The 17,656-nt window shown below is 37.1% G+C and carries 16 protein-coding genes; 14 read left to right on the forward strand and 2 right to left on the reverse strand.

Translation table 11 applies throughout. The features are described from left to right. Window positions 1–127: 127 nt before the first annotated feature. On the reverse strand, window positions 128–1,351 hold the full coding sequence (locus ACFO5Y_RS05575; protein WP_197105074.1) for an NADH-dependent flavin oxidoreductase: 1,224 nt from the start codon (window positions 1,349–1,351) through the stop codon (window positions 128–130). Window positions 1,352–1,514: 163 nt separating this feature from the next. Between ACFO5Y_RS05575 and ACFO5Y_RS05580 the strand changes: the two genes are divergently transcribed. From ACFO5Y_RS05580 to ACFO5Y_RS05645, 14 genes are all read left to right on the forward strand, one after another. Then, window positions 1,515–2,303, forward strand: coding sequence for a hypothetical protein (locus tag ACFO5Y_RS05580; RefSeq protein WP_197105075.1), 789 nt, complete (start codon window positions 1,515–1,517; stop codon window positions 2,301–2,303). A gap of 18 nt (window positions 2,304–2,321) precedes the next feature. Then, window positions 2,322–3,461, forward strand: coding sequence for an anhydro-N-acetylmuramic acid kinase AnmK (gene anmK, locus ACFO5Y_RS05585; RefSeq protein ID WP_197105076.1), 1,140 nt, complete (start codon window positions 2,322–2,324; stop codon window positions 3,459–3,461). 170 nt (window positions 3,462–3,631) lie between these two features. Next, window positions 3,632–3,952, forward strand: a complete 321-nt coding sequence (locus ACFO5Y_RS05590; protein WP_197105077.1) for a PTS lactose/cellobiose transporter subunit IIA — start codon at window positions 3,632–3,634, stop codon at window positions 3,950–3,952. A 19-nt stretch (window positions 3,953–3,971) separates the two neighbouring features. After that, window positions 3,972–4,295 (forward strand): hypothetical protein, encoded by a 324-nt coding sequence (locus ACFO5Y_RS05595; RefSeq protein WP_197105078.1) that lies wholly within the window; start codon window positions 3,972–3,974, stop codon window positions 4,293–4,295. Window positions 4,296–4,307: 12 nt separating this feature from the next. Beyond that, window positions 4,308–4,625 carry a PTS sugar transporter subunit IIB gene (locus tag ACFO5Y_RS05600; RefSeq protein ID WP_138403544.1) on the forward strand — a complete coding sequence of 106 codons (318 nt, stop codon included), beginning with the start codon at window positions 4,308–4,310 and terminating at the stop codon, window positions 4,623–4,625. Between the two features lie 12 nt (window positions 4,626–4,637). Beyond that, entirely contained in the window at window positions 4,638–5,987 is a 1,350-nt protein-coding gene (locus tag ACFO5Y_RS05605; protein WP_197105079.1) for a PTS sugar transporter subunit IIC, read from the forward strand. A gap of 66 nt (window positions 5,988–6,053) precedes the next feature. Next, a complete protein-coding gene (locus ACFO5Y_RS05610; protein WP_197105080.1) occupies window positions 6,054–7,148 on the forward strand; it encodes a DUF871 domain-containing protein in 1,095 nt (364 codons plus the stop codon). Window positions 7,149–7,174: 26 nt separating this feature from the next. Then, the gene (locus ACFO5Y_RS05615) at window positions 7,175–8,026 is read left to right on the forward strand and encodes a MurR/RpiR family transcriptional regulator (protein WP_197105081.1); all 852 of its coding nucleotides are present in this window, start codon (window positions 7,175–7,177) and stop codon (window positions 8,024–8,026) included. A 146-nt stretch (window positions 8,027–8,172) separates the two neighbouring features. After that, window positions 8,173–10,794 carry a pyruvate, phosphate dikinase gene (ppdK, locus tag ACFO5Y_RS05620; RefSeq protein WP_197105082.1) on the forward strand — a complete coding sequence of 874 codons (2,622 nt, stop codon included), beginning with the start codon at window positions 8,173–8,175 and terminating at the stop codon, window positions 10,792–10,794. Window positions 10,795–10,828: 34 nt separating this feature from the next. Continuing rightward, window positions 10,829–11,449, forward strand: coding sequence for a helix-turn-helix transcriptional regulator (locus tag ACFO5Y_RS05625; protein WP_138403539.1), 621 nt, complete (start codon window positions 10,829–10,831; stop codon window positions 11,447–11,449). Then, on the forward strand, window positions 11,449–12,285 hold the full coding sequence (locus tag ACFO5Y_RS05630) for a pyruvate, water dikinase regulatory protein (RefSeq protein ID WP_197105083.1): 837 nt from the start codon (window positions 11,449–11,451) through the stop codon (window positions 12,283–12,285). The genes ACFO5Y_RS05625 and ACFO5Y_RS05630 overlap by 1 nt, the downstream gene beginning before the upstream one ends. Window positions 12,286–12,444: 159 nt before the next feature. Next, complete coding sequence (locus ACFO5Y_RS05635; RefSeq protein WP_197105084.1) at window positions 12,445–12,897, forward strand: MarR family winged helix-turn-helix transcriptional regulator; 453 nt, start codon at window positions 12,445–12,447, stop codon at window positions 12,895–12,897. Window positions 12,898–12,906: 9 nt separating this feature from the next. Continuing rightward, window positions 12,907–15,081, forward strand: a complete 2,175-nt coding sequence (locus ACFO5Y_RS05640; protein ID WP_197105085.1) for an ABC transporter ATP-binding protein — start codon at window positions 12,907–12,909, stop codon at window positions 15,079–15,081. Then, complete coding sequence (locus tag ACFO5Y_RS05645) at window positions 15,081–16,961, forward strand: ABC transporter ATP-binding protein (protein ID WP_197105086.1); 1,881 nt, start codon at window positions 15,081–15,083, stop codon at window positions 16,959–16,961. The genes ACFO5Y_RS05640 and ACFO5Y_RS05645 overlap by 1 nt, the downstream gene beginning before the upstream one ends. Window positions 16,962–17,054: 93 nt before the next feature. Here the strand turns inward: ACFO5Y_RS05645 and ACFO5Y_RS05650 are convergent. Further along, on the reverse strand, window positions 17,055–17,656 hold a 602-nt coding region (locus ACFO5Y_RS05650), incomplete at its 5' end, for an IS30 family transposase (protein ID WP_380706374.1).

The following is a 17,656-nucleotide window of genomic DNA, read 5'->3' on the forward strand; positions in this document are numbered from 1 at the left end:
AAGCGATACTATGAAAATTCAAAGTGTCACTTCCACCCAAAAAATCAATAAATTAAGTAGGAATCATATTAAATTTCCTGCCTAAACACAAAAACGACTCAACCGCATAGGATTGAGTCGTTTTTTTCTATTTAAACTCTTTAAAGTAACTCGTTTCGTTTTGTTCAGTAAGTTTACGTAATTCATCTCGTGTTTCTTGAGGTAACGATCCACCGAAGTCCATAAACTCGACTAAATCTTTGAAAGCGCGTCTTGGAATCGCCAAATCAGCCAGCTCGTCTAATTCAAAGCCAAGTCCGATGTCATCTTCTTTACCATTTTCTAATTTTTGAACAAAATCTGGTTCAGTAACAAAAACAGATGACATTCCAATCATGTCAGCATTTTCTAAAGCTTCTAACGCTTTATCTGGGTCATTTATTCCACCGGTTGCGATGACTGGAACGCGTCCATTAATATGGTCATAGACTGCTTTGTTTACTAATTCGCCTTCGTGTTTTCCAGCGCGGGCAGTTGCTTTGTAGATGTCGCGCCCCCAGCTAGCAATCGCATAGTATTGAATATCTGACACTTCTAATAGCCAATCAAAATATTGATTAAACTCATCCACAGTATAACCAACTTCAGATCCACGCGTTTCCTCAGGTGTTCCTCTGAAGCCAAGAATAAAGTTTTCAACACCAGACTCATCAATGGCACCTTGAACAGCTTTCATTACTTCAACACCGAAGCGAGCACGATTTTCTAAAGATTGAGAACCGTATTCGTCATCACGTTCATTTGAGAAAGGTGAGAAGAATTGTTGTGGTAATAGACGCTGAGCATTCGAAATTTCAACTCCATCAAATCCAGCTTCAATGGCACGGCGTGTCGCGTCTGCATATTGTTGAATCACGTGGTTAATTTTTCTTTTAGACATAGGTAAGACTTCATGCTCGACAGGAGTTTTTAAACTCATATGACTTGGTCCGTATACTACACCGTAATCACGCAATGTCACTTTCGCAAAACGACCGGCATGAGTTAATTGTAGTATGGCTTTCGCACCATCTTTTTTCATGGACTCTGCCCATTTTGATAAACCATAGATGTAACTGTCGTCACGGACACTCGGTCCAAACTCGAACAATTGCGCATAATCTTCGATATATGCAGCAGTAGTTATTTGTAGGGGCGCAGATTTACTTCGTCTTTCTGCATAGAGCGTTTCTTCTTCAGTTACATAACCTTCACGGGATGATGCATTCGTTGTTAATGGATTTAACGAAAAGCGGTTAGCAATCTCGATTCCGTTAGGTAAGCGCAAGGGTTCGAAAAGTGGGGCGTATTTTTTGTTAATTTGGTCAGACATTAGATCCTCCTATTAATTTATATTATACCAATTGTATCATAGAGATAATAAAGCGACCACTCACACGCTTACAAAATAACTCATATTATTACCACACTGAAAGGGTTTTCAGTATAATAAAACAAGATAGGTTGCTGCTTTATATGAAAGGGTGGAAATAAAAATGAAAAATATAAAAAAAGGTTTAGTCATGTTACTCCTATTCACGATGTTTGGTCCCCTAATAAATCATGTTCATGCAACATCAGAAACAACTAGCACAGACTCTGAAATGATACCTGATTGGGCACTCACACTGTTTGAAGACACAGCTCAGGAGAATAAAATGTTAGATCGAGCTTGGGAAGATTATCAAACCGCTATCGAAGACTATCAATTAGCAGACTTAGAAACAATGGATCCAGGGACATCCTATGCTCAAGTTCTTGAAACATATAACCCAGATGAGGATATTGAAGTTGCTGAGGAATCGGCAGAAGATGGAACAGCTACAATTAGTTTTATTTATCGGGCTGAAGAAGGGGATTTAAATCCGACCACCGGTATTGAAGACTGGGCGCAAGTTGATTTTTATTTTGTGAATGAGAATTTAATTTATACGGGGATTACCACTTTATCACTTGCTTTTATGGCAGACGGATTAGTTTCAACTACTGACCATTCAGCTCTAGTATCTGACAATGCAAGTGTGGATGAACTGGTTGAGGTTGAAAATTTTGAATTAAATGGGTTTGGACAGATCAAAGTAGACGGTGAGTATGCGTATGGAGTAGGCTATCCTAAAGAGTCAACAAATATTGGCGAAGGCGGTTTATTAATTATTCAAGATGGGCAAGTTGTGGATGATTCAACAGCTACCTTTGAAGATTTAATGGCCTATAGTTTTTCAGGCTTCATATACTTAATGCTTGTCTCACAAGTGGATAATCAAGTCTTTGAACCTGCGCCATAATTAAAGAGGAGGCCGTTTATGCTTTCAGTTGGAATTATGTCGGGGACATCTTTAGATGGTGTTGATGTCGCCTTATGTGAAATATTGGGATCCGGAACGGATACGAGTGTGCGTTTAATTGAATTTGATACGTATGATTTACCACAAGCAATTCAAGAAAAAGTTCGTCAATGTGCTGCAAATGAGTTCATTCGACCAGCCGATTTGTCATCGCTAAACTTTGAATTAGGTGAATTGTTTGCTGATGGAGTTAAACAAATTTGTCAAAAAGCTAGGATCGAAACAACTGAGTTGGACTTTGTTGCCAGTCACGGTCAAACAATTTACCACCATCCTTTTCCTAATAATGAATACGTTGCAAATACAATGCAATTGGGTGAAAGTGGCGTCATCGCAGCACGTTGTGGCTGTACAGTGATTAGTGATTTTCGCGTGATCGATGTTGCATTAGGTGGGCAAGGAGCCCCTTTAGTTCCATATTCTGAGTACGTAGTGTACGCAGATAAGAATAAATCCAGAGGTTTACAAAATCTTGGTGGCATAGGAAATATTACAATCGTCCCAAATACAATGGATTCCAACGATATTGTAGCATTTGATACAGGACCAGCAAATATGATGATTGACTCGGCAATGAAACATTATTTTCAGAAAAACTATGATAAAGGGGGAGAATCAGCCTTGAGTGGTGAATTCATTCCTCAACTCCAAGCTGAATTGAAAGGTCATCCATATTTAAAGTTACCCATTCCAAAATCAACAGGTCGAGAAATGTTTGGCGATGATTATGTGGCGTCTATATTAGAAAGATATAAATCAAGTAAAGCAGAAGATGTCGTGGCGACACTAACTTGGTTCACAGCGTATTGCATCAGTTATCACTACTACGAATACGTAGAGAAAATACATACTCTCGATGAATTAATCATTTCTGGTGGGGGAAGTCATAATAAAGCCATAAGAAAGTACTTGTCAGAATTAATGCCAGAAGTGTCTATTTTAGTTCAGGAGGATATTGGGTTCAATTCAGATGCGAAAGAAGCGATTGCGTTTGTTATATTAGCCAACGAAACTCTTCATAAACAACCGTCAAATGTCCTAAGTGCCACTGGCGCTTCAAAACCAGCCATCTTAGGTAAAATTCAATACGCACCTTAAATATTATAATAGCTCAACAAGCTCAAAATCTTGTTGAGTTTTTTTGCTGATTATTGAAGAAAATTTCATTTATTTTTAAAATACACGAAATGATATTTCAATTTAAGTAAATGTATGTTATTATCAATGTGTGAAAACGCATTCATTAAAAATGAGACAGGAGCGATGAAATGGAAGAAATTATTTTCGAGATTATTTCTAATGGAGGCAATGCGAAGTCATTAGCCTATGAAGCAATCGAAGCGTCAGAAAAAAGGGATTACGAGAAAGCCGAGGAATTACTTGTTGAGGCGAATGAGTTTTTGAAAAAAGCACATAAAGTACAAACAAGCATTATTACGGATGAAGTGAATGGAAACCATATTACGGTTTCAGTTTTATTCGTCCATGCCCAAGATCACTTGATGACTGCGATGGAAGTAAGGGATTTAGCGAATATACTCATTAGACAGAATAAACGATTGAATGAGTTGGAGAAGAAATTAAGCTAAGCATAAAAGGTGAAAGGTGATGATGATGGCCAAAAACAAAGCAGAAACAAAAGCAAGAACGCAAGTTCCAACACTCAGTTTCAAAAATGCCTTTTTACTGATGTTGTATATATTTATAATATTTACCATTGGAATGACTATTATTGAATACATTCCAAGAAATATGCTTTTAGTAGTAATTACACTATTAAGTCTAGTCATTGGTTATGGTATAGGTTTTATCCAAGAAAAAATTCAAAACAAAAAGAAACTAGGTAAAGCTTTTCTTTGGTTAGGGGGCGTGTTTTCAGTCTTAGCTTTTGTCATGTTATTTGGAATTTATTATGCTGCTGTCTTATTTTAAGGAGGAATTAGAATGAAAATATTATTAGTTTGTGCCGGTGGAATGTCGAGTGCCATTGCTGCGAAGTCGTTGAAAGAAGCAGCTCAAAAAGATGGTTTGGATTTTGAAGTTAATGAAATAAGTACTTCTGCCTTTTCTGATGAAGTAGGAAGAGAGTATGATTTAGCATTAGTAGCACCGCAAGTGCGTCACAGATTTGATACGTTTAAAGCAGATGCTGACAAAGCCAATGTGCCAATCTTATTAATTGCACCTAAAGGTTATTCACCCATCGGTGGGAAATTTTTATTAGAGCAAATTAAAAAAGAAGCCAGTGATTTATTCAACTAAGGAGGATAAAAAATGTTTGAAAACATAGCGAATTGGATTGATTCACATCTTTCGACACCGATGGCAAAATTAGGTGAGCAACGTCACTTAAGAGCCATTCGTGATGGTATTGTTGCGACATTACCGATCATTATTGTTGCTTCTATGTTTATGGTTATTGCCTTTTTACCAAACTCATTACCTGAATCATGGGGTATTTCAAATTGGATTATGGAGAATCAATTCAAGATTCTATTACCTTATAGAATGTCAATGTACATTATGACCTTATATGCTGTCTTTGGAATTGGGTATTCTTTAGCAAAATCTTACGAATTAGATGGTTTATCAGGCGGGATTTTAGCAGAATTAGCTTATCTATTAACTGTCATCCCGGTGATGATACCTGCAGTCACTGATGGCGTGACTGAATTAGCTACACAAAACCCTGAATTGGCAACTTATTTAGAACAAATTCCAGCTGGCTTTAATATTCCAATGGCAAACCTTGGATCCGGTGGGATGTTTATCGGGATACTGAGTGCCTTCTTTGCCGTCGAAGTGTATCGATTTACTCAACGGAGTGGTTTCAAGATTTCTATGCCAGAACAAGTTCCTGCTTCAGTGGCGCGTTCATTTGAAGCCCTAACGCCAACAGCTATTATTCTAATTGTCGTATCAGCAATTACAATGTGGATGGAAATTGATGTTCACGGAATTATTGCCACAATTATGGAACCACTTATTTCAGCTTCTGACTCATTAGGTTCGGTATTACTATTAACGTTCTTAACGAATTTCTTCTGGATCTTTGGTATTCATGGTGCATCCATTGTTGGATCTTTAGCTCGACCTTTATGGTTAGTCCTTTTAGAGCAAAATACAACCGCATTAGCTGCGGGTGAAGCCATTCAGAATACAGCTCCAGAGCCATTTTATCAATGGTTTATCTATATCGGTGGTGCAGGAGCAACGATTGGTCTTGCATTATTACTTGCGTTCGCAACTAAATCTACTTATGGGAAAACCTTAGGTAAAACAGCGTTAGTTCCAGCAATCTTTAATATTAACGAGCCATTAATCTTCGGGGCACCAGTTGTCTTGAACCCAACATTAATGATTCCATTCACGGTTGCTCCAATGGTGAATGCTGTAATTGCCTGGTACGCAACAGAATGGGGATTTGTCAGTCGAACAGTCGCAAGTGCACCGTGGACGTTACCTGGCCCAATAGGAGCCTTCCTTTCTATGGGGAATGACTGGAGAGCAGCAGTACTAAATATTGTCTTAACACTCATCGCTGTCTTAATTTATTATCCATTTGTTCGTACTTATGACAACCAATTATTAGCCGAAGAACAACAAGATACAAGCGTAGAATAAAATATCATCACACATTCAAACGTCCTACTAATCTAGGGCGTTTATTAAGTAAAAAGGTAGGTAATTATGAGAAAACTAGGAATATCAATTTATCCAGAAAAAGATGACAGTCAACGTATCAAAGAATATATTAAAGTCGCTTCAGAAAGTGGCTTCAGTCGAATCTTTTCATGTCTTCTATCAGCTGATGGTGACAAAGATCAAATCATATCTGAATTTATAGAAGTGAATCAGTATGCTAAAGACCTTGGCTTTGAAATTATTGTTGATGTGGCCCCTCGTATCTTTGAGAAGTTTAACATAAGTTATGATGATTTATCATTCTTTAAAGAGATTGGGGCAGATGGCTTGCGTTTAGACATGGGCTTCACCGGAAGTGAAGAGGCTTTAATGACTTTTAATGAGCAAGATTTGCTGATTGAGATTAATATGAGTAATAATGTACATACGATTGATACCATCATGGACTATCAACCTAACCAATATAATTTAATCGCTTGTCATAACTTTTATCCACACCGTTATAGTGGTTTAGGAATCGATTTCTTCAAAGCATGTACAAAGCGATTTAGCCAATATGGGTTAAGAACGGCAGCCTTTATTACAAGTCAGAATAAAGATACATATGGACCTTGGCCAGTCACGGATGGTCTGCCAACATTAGAGATTCATCGGGAATTACCTTTAGATGTTCAATTAAAACATTATATTACATTAAACCTAATCGATGATATAATTATATCTAATTGCTTCCCAACAGAGGACGAATTACAAAAAGTAAAAGAATTAGATCTAACAATGCCGGTATTTAACGTTGATCCAATTGAGAATTTACCTGAAACTGAGACAGCTATTTTATTCGATACATTGCACTTTAACCGAGGCGATATCAGTGAAAATATGATTCGCTCTACCCAAAGCCGAGTAAAATACAAAGGACACCAGTTTGATGTCATAAATCCAGTAGAAGTCATCCGACGAGGTGATATCATTATTGAAAGTAGTGAATACGGACATTATGCGGGTGAGTTACAAATTGCCCTCAAAGATATGAAAAACAGTGGTAAGAGTAATGTTGTAGGAAGAGTAAGAGAAGAGGAAATATTTATCTTAGACGATATTAAACCTTGGCAAAAATTTAAACTTCAAGTAAATCGTTAATATAATAGAAAAGTGGTGAGGAATGTTTGGCTGAGACAAATATTATTGGCTTGATTAAATCAATCAAAGAGAGTTTGCCTAAGGCTGAAAAGAAGATTGCTCAAGCAATTATAGATGCACCTGAAGATACAATCTATCTTTCAGCTAAGCAGTTGGGAGAAAAAGCGGGTGCCAGTGCTCCAACCGTGGTTCGTTTTTGTAGACGCCTAGATATTGATGGCTTTACTCAGTTGAAACTCATGATTTCCAGCGAATTGTCAAAATTAACCGATTCAGGTTACTCTGATATAAGTGAGGATGAGAATTTTTACGAAATTAAAGAAAAATTATTGGGAAATGCGCATCAATCTTTAGTTGATACAACATCATTAATTAAAGAAGAAGAAGTCAATGCTTCCATTCAGCAAATTGAAGAGGCAGATGTTATTTATGTATATGGAGTGGGATCCTCTCACCTCGTGGCAGAGAACTTTGCCCAAAAGTGGCGCCGTATTGGCAAGATAGCGATTGTTGAAAAAGATGCACATGTGATGATTACTCTCATAACAGGGAACCAACAAAAGGCTCTGTTCGTGGGTATATCTAACTCGGGTGAAACAAAAGAAGTGATAAAGTTAATGCAACTTGCAAATAAAGCAGGTTGTCAGACGATGGCGATTACACAGTTTGGAAAGAATAGTTTATCTGAGGAAGCCGACGTAACAATACGTCATGTTAGAGCGAATGAACAATTATATCGTAGCGCGGCGACTGCTTCTTTGCATGTACAGTTTTATGTCGTGGATATTTTATTTCATACTTATGCATCAAAACATTATGAAGATGCGATTGATCGAATTTTGCTTTCGCGTAAAGCGATTAAAGATTACAATGACTAATTGTTTAACAGCCTATGCTTTGAGCATAGGCTGTTTCTTTATACGAAACAATATATATGTTGCACTCAATCATCATATGTCTTTTATATTATGCGTATTATATAATTCTTATTACGACGCATTAAATAATTTAGGAGGAATATATTATGCAACATGTATACGATTTTAATGAAGGAAGTCTAGAGATGAAAGAGTTATTAGGTGGTAAAGGGAGCAACTTAGCGGAGATGACGCGCTTAGATTTACCAGTACCTAAAGGCTTTGTCATAACGACGGCAACATGTATCGATTACTTGGAACAGGGTGAGGAATTGGATGCAATGACACAATCAGAGATAAATGCTGCATTAATTCGCTTGGAGGAAAGTTCAGGGAAAGGTTTTTCGGACACAGAAAATTTACTCTTAGTTTCAGTTAGAAGTGGTGCGACGATTTCAATGCCAGGAATGATGGATACAATATTGAATGTAGGCTTGAATGATGCGAATGTGGCTCGCTTTGCACAAATCACACAAGATGAACGCTTTGCTTATGATTGTTATCGTAGACTTCTGCAAATGTATGGGAATGTTGTTTATGGTATTGATATGAAACACTTTGATAATATCTTAAATCAAGTTAAAAGAAATAAACGTTATAGCCAAGATTTCGAATTAACAGCTGAGGATCTAAAAGCTATCATTGACCAGTATAAAGATATCTATATGGAGATAGCGGGGAAAGCATTCCCACAAGATGTCAAAGCACAAATTATGGGTGCGGTTGAAGCGGTGTTTAAATCATGGAATAATGATCGAGCCAAAATTTACCGAAAATTAAATAATATTCCAGATTCAATAGGAACGGCAGTAACAATTCAAGAGATGGTCTTCGGTAACAAGAACGAAGAAAGTGGTACGGGTGTTCTTTTCACAAGAAACCCATCAACAGGAGAAGACCAATTATATGGCGAATTCCTATTGAATGCTCAAGGTGAAGATGTAGTGGCTGGAATTCGCACACCCATCTCTATTAATCGTTTAAATGAAAGTATGCCAGAAATCTATACTGAATTACTAGACATGACTAATAAATTAGAACAACATTACAAAGACATGCAAGATGTGGAGTTTACAATCGAAGACCGAAAGTTACATCTACTGCAAACTCGTAATGGAAAGAGAGGGGCTAAATCAGCGTTCAAAATCGCCGCCGATTTTGTTAATGAAGGCATCTTAACTAAAGAAGAAGCCTTGTTAACGATTGATCCTGAATCGATTAATCAACTATTACATCCAACTTTTGATGAGAAAGACTTAGCTCAAGCTGAATTAGTGACAGACAATGGTCTGCCAGCGAGTCCAGGAGCAGCGACGGGGCACATAGTATTTGACGCTGAAACAGCGAAAGAATGGTCGGAACTAGGTAAACCTGTCATCTTAGTGCGTCATGAAACTTCACCCGAAGATATTGAAGGGATGAGTGTCAGTGAAGCAATCGTTACAAATCATGGTGGGATGACTTCTCATGCAGCTGTCGTTGCCCGAGGTATGGGGAAATGTTGCGTAGCAGGTTGTGATGTACTTGAGATTAATGAGGAGCAGAAATCTCTACGTTATCCTGGTGGTAGTTTAATTGAAGGGGATATCATCTCAGTCGATGGGGACACAGGTTCACTCTATGTCGGAGCGATTCAAACGCGAAATTCAGATTTAGATGAGAATTACCATACTGTGATGTCTTGGGCAAATGACATTGCGACAGTAAAAGTTCGGATGAATGCAGAGACTCCTTTAGATATTCAAGCTGGTTTAGATTTTGGTGCGACAGGAATTGGACTCGTTAGAACTGAGCACATGTTCTTTCAACCAGAACCTTTGAGTGAATTACGTCGCTTTATCCTTTCTAACAGTGATAACGAAAGAAAAGATGCATTAGAATCGATTTTAATCCATCAACAAAATGACTTTAGAGAGATTTTTGAATTGATTCAAGATAAACCAACAGTCATACGTCTACTTGATATGCCATTACATGAATTTCTACCTAATTCAAAGCAAGACATTGAAATCGTTGCGAGCCAACAAAACGTTTCAGTTGAAGATATTTCGCAAAGGCTGACAGGTTTGAAAGAATTAAATCCAATGCTCGGACACCGTGGTTGCCGCTTAGCTATGACTTACCCAGGATTATATTTGATGCAGGCAGAAGCTATAATGTTAGCTGCCATTGAATTAAATAATAAAGATATAGCCGTTAAGCCTGAAATTATGATACCATTAGTAAGTACAGAGCGTGAAACGGCTTACTTAAGAGAAATGATCCAAGAGCGCATTGAAGCTCTATTGGAAGAACATCAAGTTCAATTAGCGTATACAATTGGAGCGATGATTGAAACACCTAGAGCAAGTTTAATTGCGGATAAAATTGCGCAACACAGTGACTTCTGTAGTTTTGGTACAAATGATTTAACACAAATGGCCTTTGGTTATTCTCGTGACGATGCAGGAAAATTCTTAAACCAGTATGTGAATGAAGGTGTACTCGCCTATGATCCATTTCAACGCGTGGATGAAGAAGGTGTAGGTGCATTACTCCAGATAGCGATTGAAAATATTAAGAAGGTAAACTCAACAATGAAATTAGGTATTTGTGGTGAGCATGGTGGAAACCCGAAATCAGTAGAATTATTTGCTTCATTAGGCTTTTCTTACGTGTCATGTTCACCTTACCGAATTCCAATCGCTCAAATGTCAGTAGCTCAAAGCGCAATCAAATTAAAACAATAAGCACGTTAGTAAGATGATAAAGTGAGGGACTAATATGAATTTCACACAACGGCAGAAACAAATTGTTGAAATTGTTAAAAGTAAAGAACCGGTAAGTGGTGATGTTATTGCTGAAGAGCTTGGTTTAGCAAAGTCGACGTTGAGAAGTGACTTGGCTGTCTTAACAATGACCGGGGTTCTGGATGCTAGACCGAAAGTCGGTTATATCTATTCAGGACTGGAACCTCAGTCACTTTTGTTTGAGCAATTTAATCAGTATAAAGTGGCGGACGTGATGATTCAACCCGTCATTGTTTACCCGGATACAATGGTAAATGATGCGATTACTTCATTATTCATGTACGATGTTGGTTCACTTTATGTAGCGGATTCAACGTCTAAAAGTCTCATCGGAGTTGTATCAAGAAAAGACTTACTAAGAAGTTTGATTGCAGGTCAAGCAGAGAAGACCGCCGTCGCAATTGTCATGACCCGTATGCCTAACATCATTGCGGTTACACCAGAAATGACGGTGCTGAAAGCAGCGGAATTAATATCCAATCATCAGATTGATTCTTTACCTGTAATTAGTTCAGACGATCAAGTTATTGGCAAGATGTCTAAGACGAATATAATTGATTTACTAGTTGAGTTAAGTTCAGAGGAGGATGCTTAATGCAAGAAAAAAATCACCAAACATTTTATGTTATATCAGATTCAGTTGGAGAAACAGCGATTAGGGTAACAAATGCCGCACTTGCACAGTTTCCGACTTTCACTGATTCAAGTGTTAAGCGATTTCCATTTATTAATACGTTAGAAGAATTAACTGAGATTTTAGAAGATGCACTAAAGCATCATGCCACAGTCGTTGCAACCTTAGTTAATGAAGACTTACATTATTTTACAAAAGAATTTACCCAAAAGAATGACTTGTTTTACTTTAATCCGATTCATGGTTTGATACAGCATATTTCAACGATCACTCACAAAGAACCGAGTGAACAGAGTGGAAGTTTACATAATTTGGATGATCAATACTTCAAACGAATTCAAGCCATTGAATTTGCGGTCAAATATGATGACGGTCAAAACCGACGCGGCTTTAAATTAGCTGATATCGTTATCTTAGGCGTTTCTCGTTCATCTAAGACGCCTTTAAGTATGTATTTAGCTAATAAAGGCTACAAAGTTGCGAATCTACCCATCTTTCCTGAGGCCAACATACCACAAGAAATTTTTGAAATTCCAAAAGAAAAGATATTTGGCTTATCAGCGTCGCCTAAATACATTAGTGACATTCGTAAAGGAAGAGTGAAGTTTCTAGGTCTAGATGAGAATGCGACCTATTCAAGTCTTGATCGTGTGAAAACTGAATTAATGTTTGCGAACGAGTTATTCGATAAAGTTGACGCACATATCGTCAGTGTAGAAAATCAATCTATCGAAGAAATGGCCGAACATATTATACAAGAATATAAGAAATATCAATTGTATGAAACTGAGAAATAAACACGAGAACCAGCGATTTATAGCTGGTTCTTTTATTTTTAGATAATAAATCGTATTCATAGATTTATTTGAATGATTTACTTGAATTTATATAATAACTCGCTTATAATTAACAAGGTTAACTATTAACGAAGTTAAGTTATTTAAGGAGGTGTTATAGTGAAAAAGCGTCATTTAGTGCATCAGATGTACAACATGTCGCAAATGTTTTCTAGAGCTGCAGAAGTTCAAGGTCGGTCAGTGATGTCAAAAAGTGAGTTCAAGATACTGTATCATGTATGGAAAACTCATCGAGAAGAAGATAAAATGTTGACCTCTCGTGAATTAGCTACTTTAATGAATGTATCTTCACCAGCAATATCTAGAACGGTCAAAGGCTTGGTTCAAAAAGAATGGCTGATTCAAGAAGATGACCCAGATGATCGCCGTAATATCTTTCTTAAATTATCAGATGAGGGAAAAAAAAATTATGAGCGAGCCATTCAACATATGGAAAACTCAATGAAAATTATTTTTGATGAGTTTACTGAAGAAGAGATCCGTGTCTTTCTCGATACAGGAGCTCGACTGACAAAAGTTTTAAATAAAATAAAAGAAGAAAGTGAGGAATAGTAATATTATATGAAAAATTTAATTAATCATTTAAAACCTCATTGGAAATGGGTTATTATTGCCCTTGTTGCGCATTTTATACAAGCATTCACAACGCTTTTATTACCAACATATACGTCTAACTTAGTCGATGTTGGGATTCAAAACAGTGGTGTGGAATTAGCAGTACCATTAAAAATGACAGCCGATTCAATGTCGGAATTCGAGATGTTATTATTACCTGAAGAACAGGAATTAATTGAAGAGAATTATACACAAGATGGAAACGGCCATTATACAATAAAAAGTTCCGTTGAAGAAAACGAAGAGCAGATGACAGCTTTAAGTGAATCTTTTGAGGTTCCTTTAGCTATGCATCAGACAATCTCAGGGATGTCTGAAGAAGAATTAGCAGCGGCAGCTCAAGAAAGTGACAGTTCAGAAGTGACGGACTTATCTGGTATGCGTGATGAGTACGTTGAACAAATGAATACACTCGGACCTGCGATGGTGCATTCAACAGCGATTCAATCAGTTTTAGAAACAACTGAAGAAGCTGGAGGAGACTTAAGTAGTACTCAAATTAACTACGTCTTAACGCAAGGTGGACAAATGTTACTGATTGCCTTAGTTGCATTCGGTGGCGGAGCACTTGCAGCTTATGTAGCAGCAGTCGTTGGTGCGAAAGTCGGAAGTACTTTAAGAACAAAATCTTACGAAAAAGTTCTTCAGTTCTCTAATGAAGAGATGGAGAAATTCTCAACGGCTTCACTGATTACACGTGGGACAAACGACGTGCAACAAGTACAAATGGTGGTAACAGTATTCTTTAGAATTGTGTTATTCTCACCAATGTTAGCGATTGGGGCATTATTTTATGTATTCCAATCACAAATTTCAATGTCTTGGATTACGATTTTAGCTCTATCACTTGTCGGAGTTCTTATGGGAATTCTTATGAGTGTTGTAATACCTAGATTCAAAGTGGTACAAAAACAAATTGATAAAGTGAACTTATTCGCCAGAGAGATCTTAACTGGGCTACAAGTTATTCGTGCATTTGGGCGACAAGATTTAGAATCTGAACGTTTTGATGGCGCGAACCAAGATTTACGTAATAGTTATATCTTTGTTGGTCGTACAATGGCATTAATGAATCCAATTTTATTACTGATTGCCAATGGTATTTCAGTCTTAATTATTTGGGTAGGTAGCCACCGTATTGGTGACGGCTTAATGCAAGTAGGTGAGATGATGGCATTTATCACTTATACAATGCAAGTCATCTTCTCATTCTTTATGTTAACGATGATGTCAATTATGATTCCGCGTGCGATCGTTTCTGGGGAACGTATCCAAGAAATACTTGATACACCGTTATCTATCAATGATAAAGAAGACGTAAAAGTAATTGAATCACCAAAAGGTGTCGTAGAATTTGATAACGTCAGTTACAAATTTACTGGTGCAGATAATAATGTAATTAATAACATCAGCTTTACTGCAGAACCAGGTAAGACAACAGCAATTATTGGAGGTACCGGTAGTGGTAAATCAACGATCTTAAATTTATTAATGAGATTCTATGATGTATCAGAAGGATCAATTAAGATTGATGGCGTTGATATCAGAGATATTAGTCAAGAACAACTCCGTGATATTATCGGATATGTACCACAAAAAGCGGTACTATTCTCAGGTACAATTGAAAGTAATATTGGATACGGTGTTGATTCACTTTCTGATGAAGTAATGCATGAATCGGCTGATATTGCTCATGCAACTGAATTTATCGAAGAAAAAGAACGTGGCTTTAAAGAACGTATCTCACAAGGTGGAGGTAATGTGTCTGGTGGGCAAAAACAACGTTTATCAATTGCTCGTGCCATTGCAAAACAACCTAAAGTGTTCATCTTTGATGACAGTTTCTCTGCTTTAGACTACAAGACCGATGCATCATTACGTCAAGCTTTAAGTGAAAAAGTTTCAGATGCTTCAATGATAATCGTTGCTCAACGTATTAGTACGATCCTTGATGCTGAGCAAATTCTTGTTCTAGATGAAGGTAAAGTTGCTGGATTAGGTAATCACTTAGAATTAATGGAAACAAGTGAAGTTTACCGCGAAATCGCAACATCTCAATTATCTCAAGTCGAATTAGATAATTATGAAGAACAATTTAAACAAGAGAGGGAGGGAGAATAATGGCAGATAAAGATACTCAACAAGAAGAAAAAGTACAAAATCAACCAAAAGTTGCTGGACCTCGTGGTCAAGGCGCCGCAGAAAAACCAAAAAACTTTAAAGATAGCTTACTTCGAATCTTTAAAGAAGTATTGAATTTTAAATGGGCAATGTTACTTGTCTTTTTTACGACTATTCTCTCTGTATTATTTAATATTATTGGTCCTCGTGAATTAGGTAAAGCCACTTCAACATTATTTGAAGGTGTGTTAGCTGAAGTTCAAGGAACAGGTTCGATTGAATTTAATGTAATTGGTAGAATCTTATTAACAGTATTAGCCTTATACGTAGTGAGTTCAATTTTCAACTGGGTTCAAGGTTTTGTAATGACAGGTGTTACGGAGAATGTCACTTACGGTTTACGTAAAAAGATGTTAGATAAGATTGATAATATGCCAATGAAATACTTTGAATCTCACTCACATGGTGAGGTCTTATCAAGAATTAGTAACGATATCGATACACTTGGAGCTTCATTATCACAGAGTTTTGCTCAATTATTAAACTCAATTATGACAATGATCGGTATTGCGATTATTATGTTTACAATCAACTGGATACTCGCTTTAGTTGTATTAATTGTTGTACCAATTAGTTTAATTACGATCCGTATATTAATTAATGTGTCTCAAAAATACTTCCGTCAACAACAAGTATCACTTGGTGTAATTAACGGACAAATTGAAGAGAACTTCTCAGGACAAAATATTGTTAGAGCATTTAACCAAGAGGAGAACGTTATTGATGTCTTCTACAAAGATAATGCTAAACTAGAAGAATCTGCGTGGAAATCACAGTTCTACTCAGGTGTTATGTTCCCATTCATGCGTTTCTTACAAAACTTTGGCTATGCTGCTGTTGTAATGGTTGGGGCATACCTTGTAATTATTGGTATGATTCGTGTTGGGGATATTCAAGCCTTTACTCAATACGTTAACCGATTTACACAACCTATCACTCAGTTAGCTCAAATTGTAACTTTATTACAAACAATGGTTGCAGCGGCTGAGCGTGTGTTTGAATTCTTAGATGAAGAAGAACAAGATCAAACAACAGGTAATGCTTTAGATATTGAAAATGTACACGGTGATGTATCATTTAACCATGTTCAATTTGGATATAATCCTGATCAACTCATCATTACAGACTTTAATGCCGATATAAAAGCCGGACAAAAGGTTGCCTTAGTTGGACCGACAGGTGCTGGTAAATCAACAATGGTTAAGCTGTTAATGCGCTTCTATGATGTTGATAAAGGGTCAATAAACTTAGATGGTGTTGACGTTAAAACGTATAGTCGTGCTAATTACCAACGTTCAATTTCGATGGTATTGCAAGATACTTGGTTATTTAACGGAACAATTATGGAAAACATTCGTTACGGTCGATTAGATGCCACGGATGAAGAAGTGATTGAAGCAGCAAAAGCTGTTCATGTCCATAATTTCGTTAAGAACTTGCCTGGTGGCTATAACTTTGAAATTAACGAAGAAGCTTCAAACATCTCTCAAGGTCAAAAACAACTTGTGACGATTGCTAGAGCTTTATTATCAGACCGTCCAGTTCTTATTCTTGATGAGGCGACAAGTTCAGTTGATACACGTACTGAAATTCTCATCCAACAAGCGATGGACCGTATTGTAGAAGGTCGTACAAGTTTCGTTATTGCTCACCGTCTTTCAACGATTAAAAACTCTGATTTAATTCTATACATGGAAAACGGAGACATTGTTGAACAAGGGAACCATGACGAATTAATTGCTAGAGGTGGCAAATATGCAAATCTTTACAATAGTCAATTCGCTTCAGGTGGTTCACCGTTTGAAGAATTTGATGATTAATGTCAATATTGAATAAGCAAAAGACATGAACAAATCGTTGTTAATGTCTTTTTTATATGTTGAATTGCAATAATTATTGCGACAATTTTTTATTTACTCAATTAATAAGAGTTCGTGTAAAAATACTTCCAAAGGTGTTTGGTAATCTAAGCATTTCCTAGGACGATTATTCATTAACCACAAAGCTTGGTTGAGTTCTTGGGAAATCACTCTAGCGAGGTCTGTTTTCTTAGGAAAAAACTCACGCAGTAAACCGTTAGAGTTCTCATTGGTTCCTCTTTGCCAGGCACTATAAGCATCGGCAAAATAAAAATCAATCCCTGCTGCTTCGACCTCAGGATAACAAGCAAATTCTTTTCCTCGATCTGAGGTAAAGGACTTTAAAGCTTCCTTAGGTAAGTTTTCTCTCAAATCTTCAATCGCAGTTTGCATAGCAACTTTAGTGCGATTTGGCATGGGTAAAGCAATATACATACGGCTTTTTCGTTCTGCAAAGCTCGCAAAACAACCTTTACTCTTACCTCGAGAAGAAACAACTGTGTCGAGTTCCCAATGCCCGAACTCTTTTCGATTCTTCACAGATTTGGGGCGTTTTGAGATGGGAGTGCCGATATTAAACTTTCCACGCGTTTCTTGAGGCTCTCGACTTTTCCCTTTGTGTCTTAAGACAGTTAGGGGTACCTTTAAGATATCTT

Origin of the sequence: Ruoffia tabacinasalis, from assembly GCF_042652985.1 — a bacterium.
Taxonomy (GTDB): Bacteria; Bacillota; Bacilli; order Lactobacillales; family Aerococcaceae; genus Ruoffia; species Ruoffia tabacinasalis.

Bases quoted from the DNA above. Each gene is read 5' to 3' on its own strand.
- ACFO5Y_RS05575 (WP_197105074.1), bottom strand. From the start codon at position 1,351: ATGTCTGACCAAATTAACAAAAAATACGCCCCACTTTTCGAACCCTTG.
- ACFO5Y_RS05580 (WP_197105075.1), top strand. From the start codon at position 1,515: ATGAAAAATATAAAAAAAGGTTTAGTCATGTTACTCCTATTCACGATG.
- anmK (WP_197105076.1), top strand. From the start codon at position 2,322: ATGCTTTCAGTTGGAATTATGTCGGGGACATCTTTAGATGGTGTTGAT.
- ACFO5Y_RS05590 (WP_197105077.1), top strand. From the start codon at position 3,632: ATGGAAGAAATTATTTTCGAGATTATTTCTAATGGAGGCAATGCGAAG.
- ACFO5Y_RS05595 (WP_197105078.1), top strand. From the start codon at position 3,972: ATGATGATGGCCAAAAACAAAGCAGAAACAAAAGCAAGAACGCAAGTT.
- ACFO5Y_RS05600 (WP_138403544.1), top strand. From the start codon at position 4,308: ATGAAAATATTATTAGTTTGTGCCGGTGGAATGTCGAGTGCCATTGCT.
- ACFO5Y_RS05605 (WP_197105079.1), top strand. From the start codon at position 4,638: ATGTTTGAAAACATAGCGAATTGGATTGATTCACATCTTTCGACACCG.
- ACFO5Y_RS05610 (WP_197105080.1), top strand. From the start codon at position 6,054: ATGAGAAAACTAGGAATATCAATTTATCCAGAAAAAGATGACAGTCAA.
- ppdK (WP_197105082.1), top strand. From the start codon at position 8,173: ATGCAACATGTATACGATTTTAATGAAGGAAGTCTAGAGATGAAAGAG.
- ACFO5Y_RS05625 (WP_138403539.1), top strand. From the start codon at position 10,829: ATGAATTTCACACAACGGCAGAAACAAATTGTTGAAATTGTTAAAAGT.
- ACFO5Y_RS05630 (WP_197105083.1), top strand. From the start codon at position 11,449: ATGCAAGAAAAAAATCACCAAACATTTTATGTTATATCAGATTCAGTT.
- ACFO5Y_RS05640 (WP_197105085.1), top strand. From the start codon at position 12,907: ATGAAAAATTTAATTAATCATTTAAAACCTCATTGGAAATGGGTTATT.
- ACFO5Y_RS05645 (WP_197105086.1), top strand. From the start codon at position 15,081: ATGGCAGATAAAGATACTCAACAAGAAGAAAAAGTACAAAATCAACCA.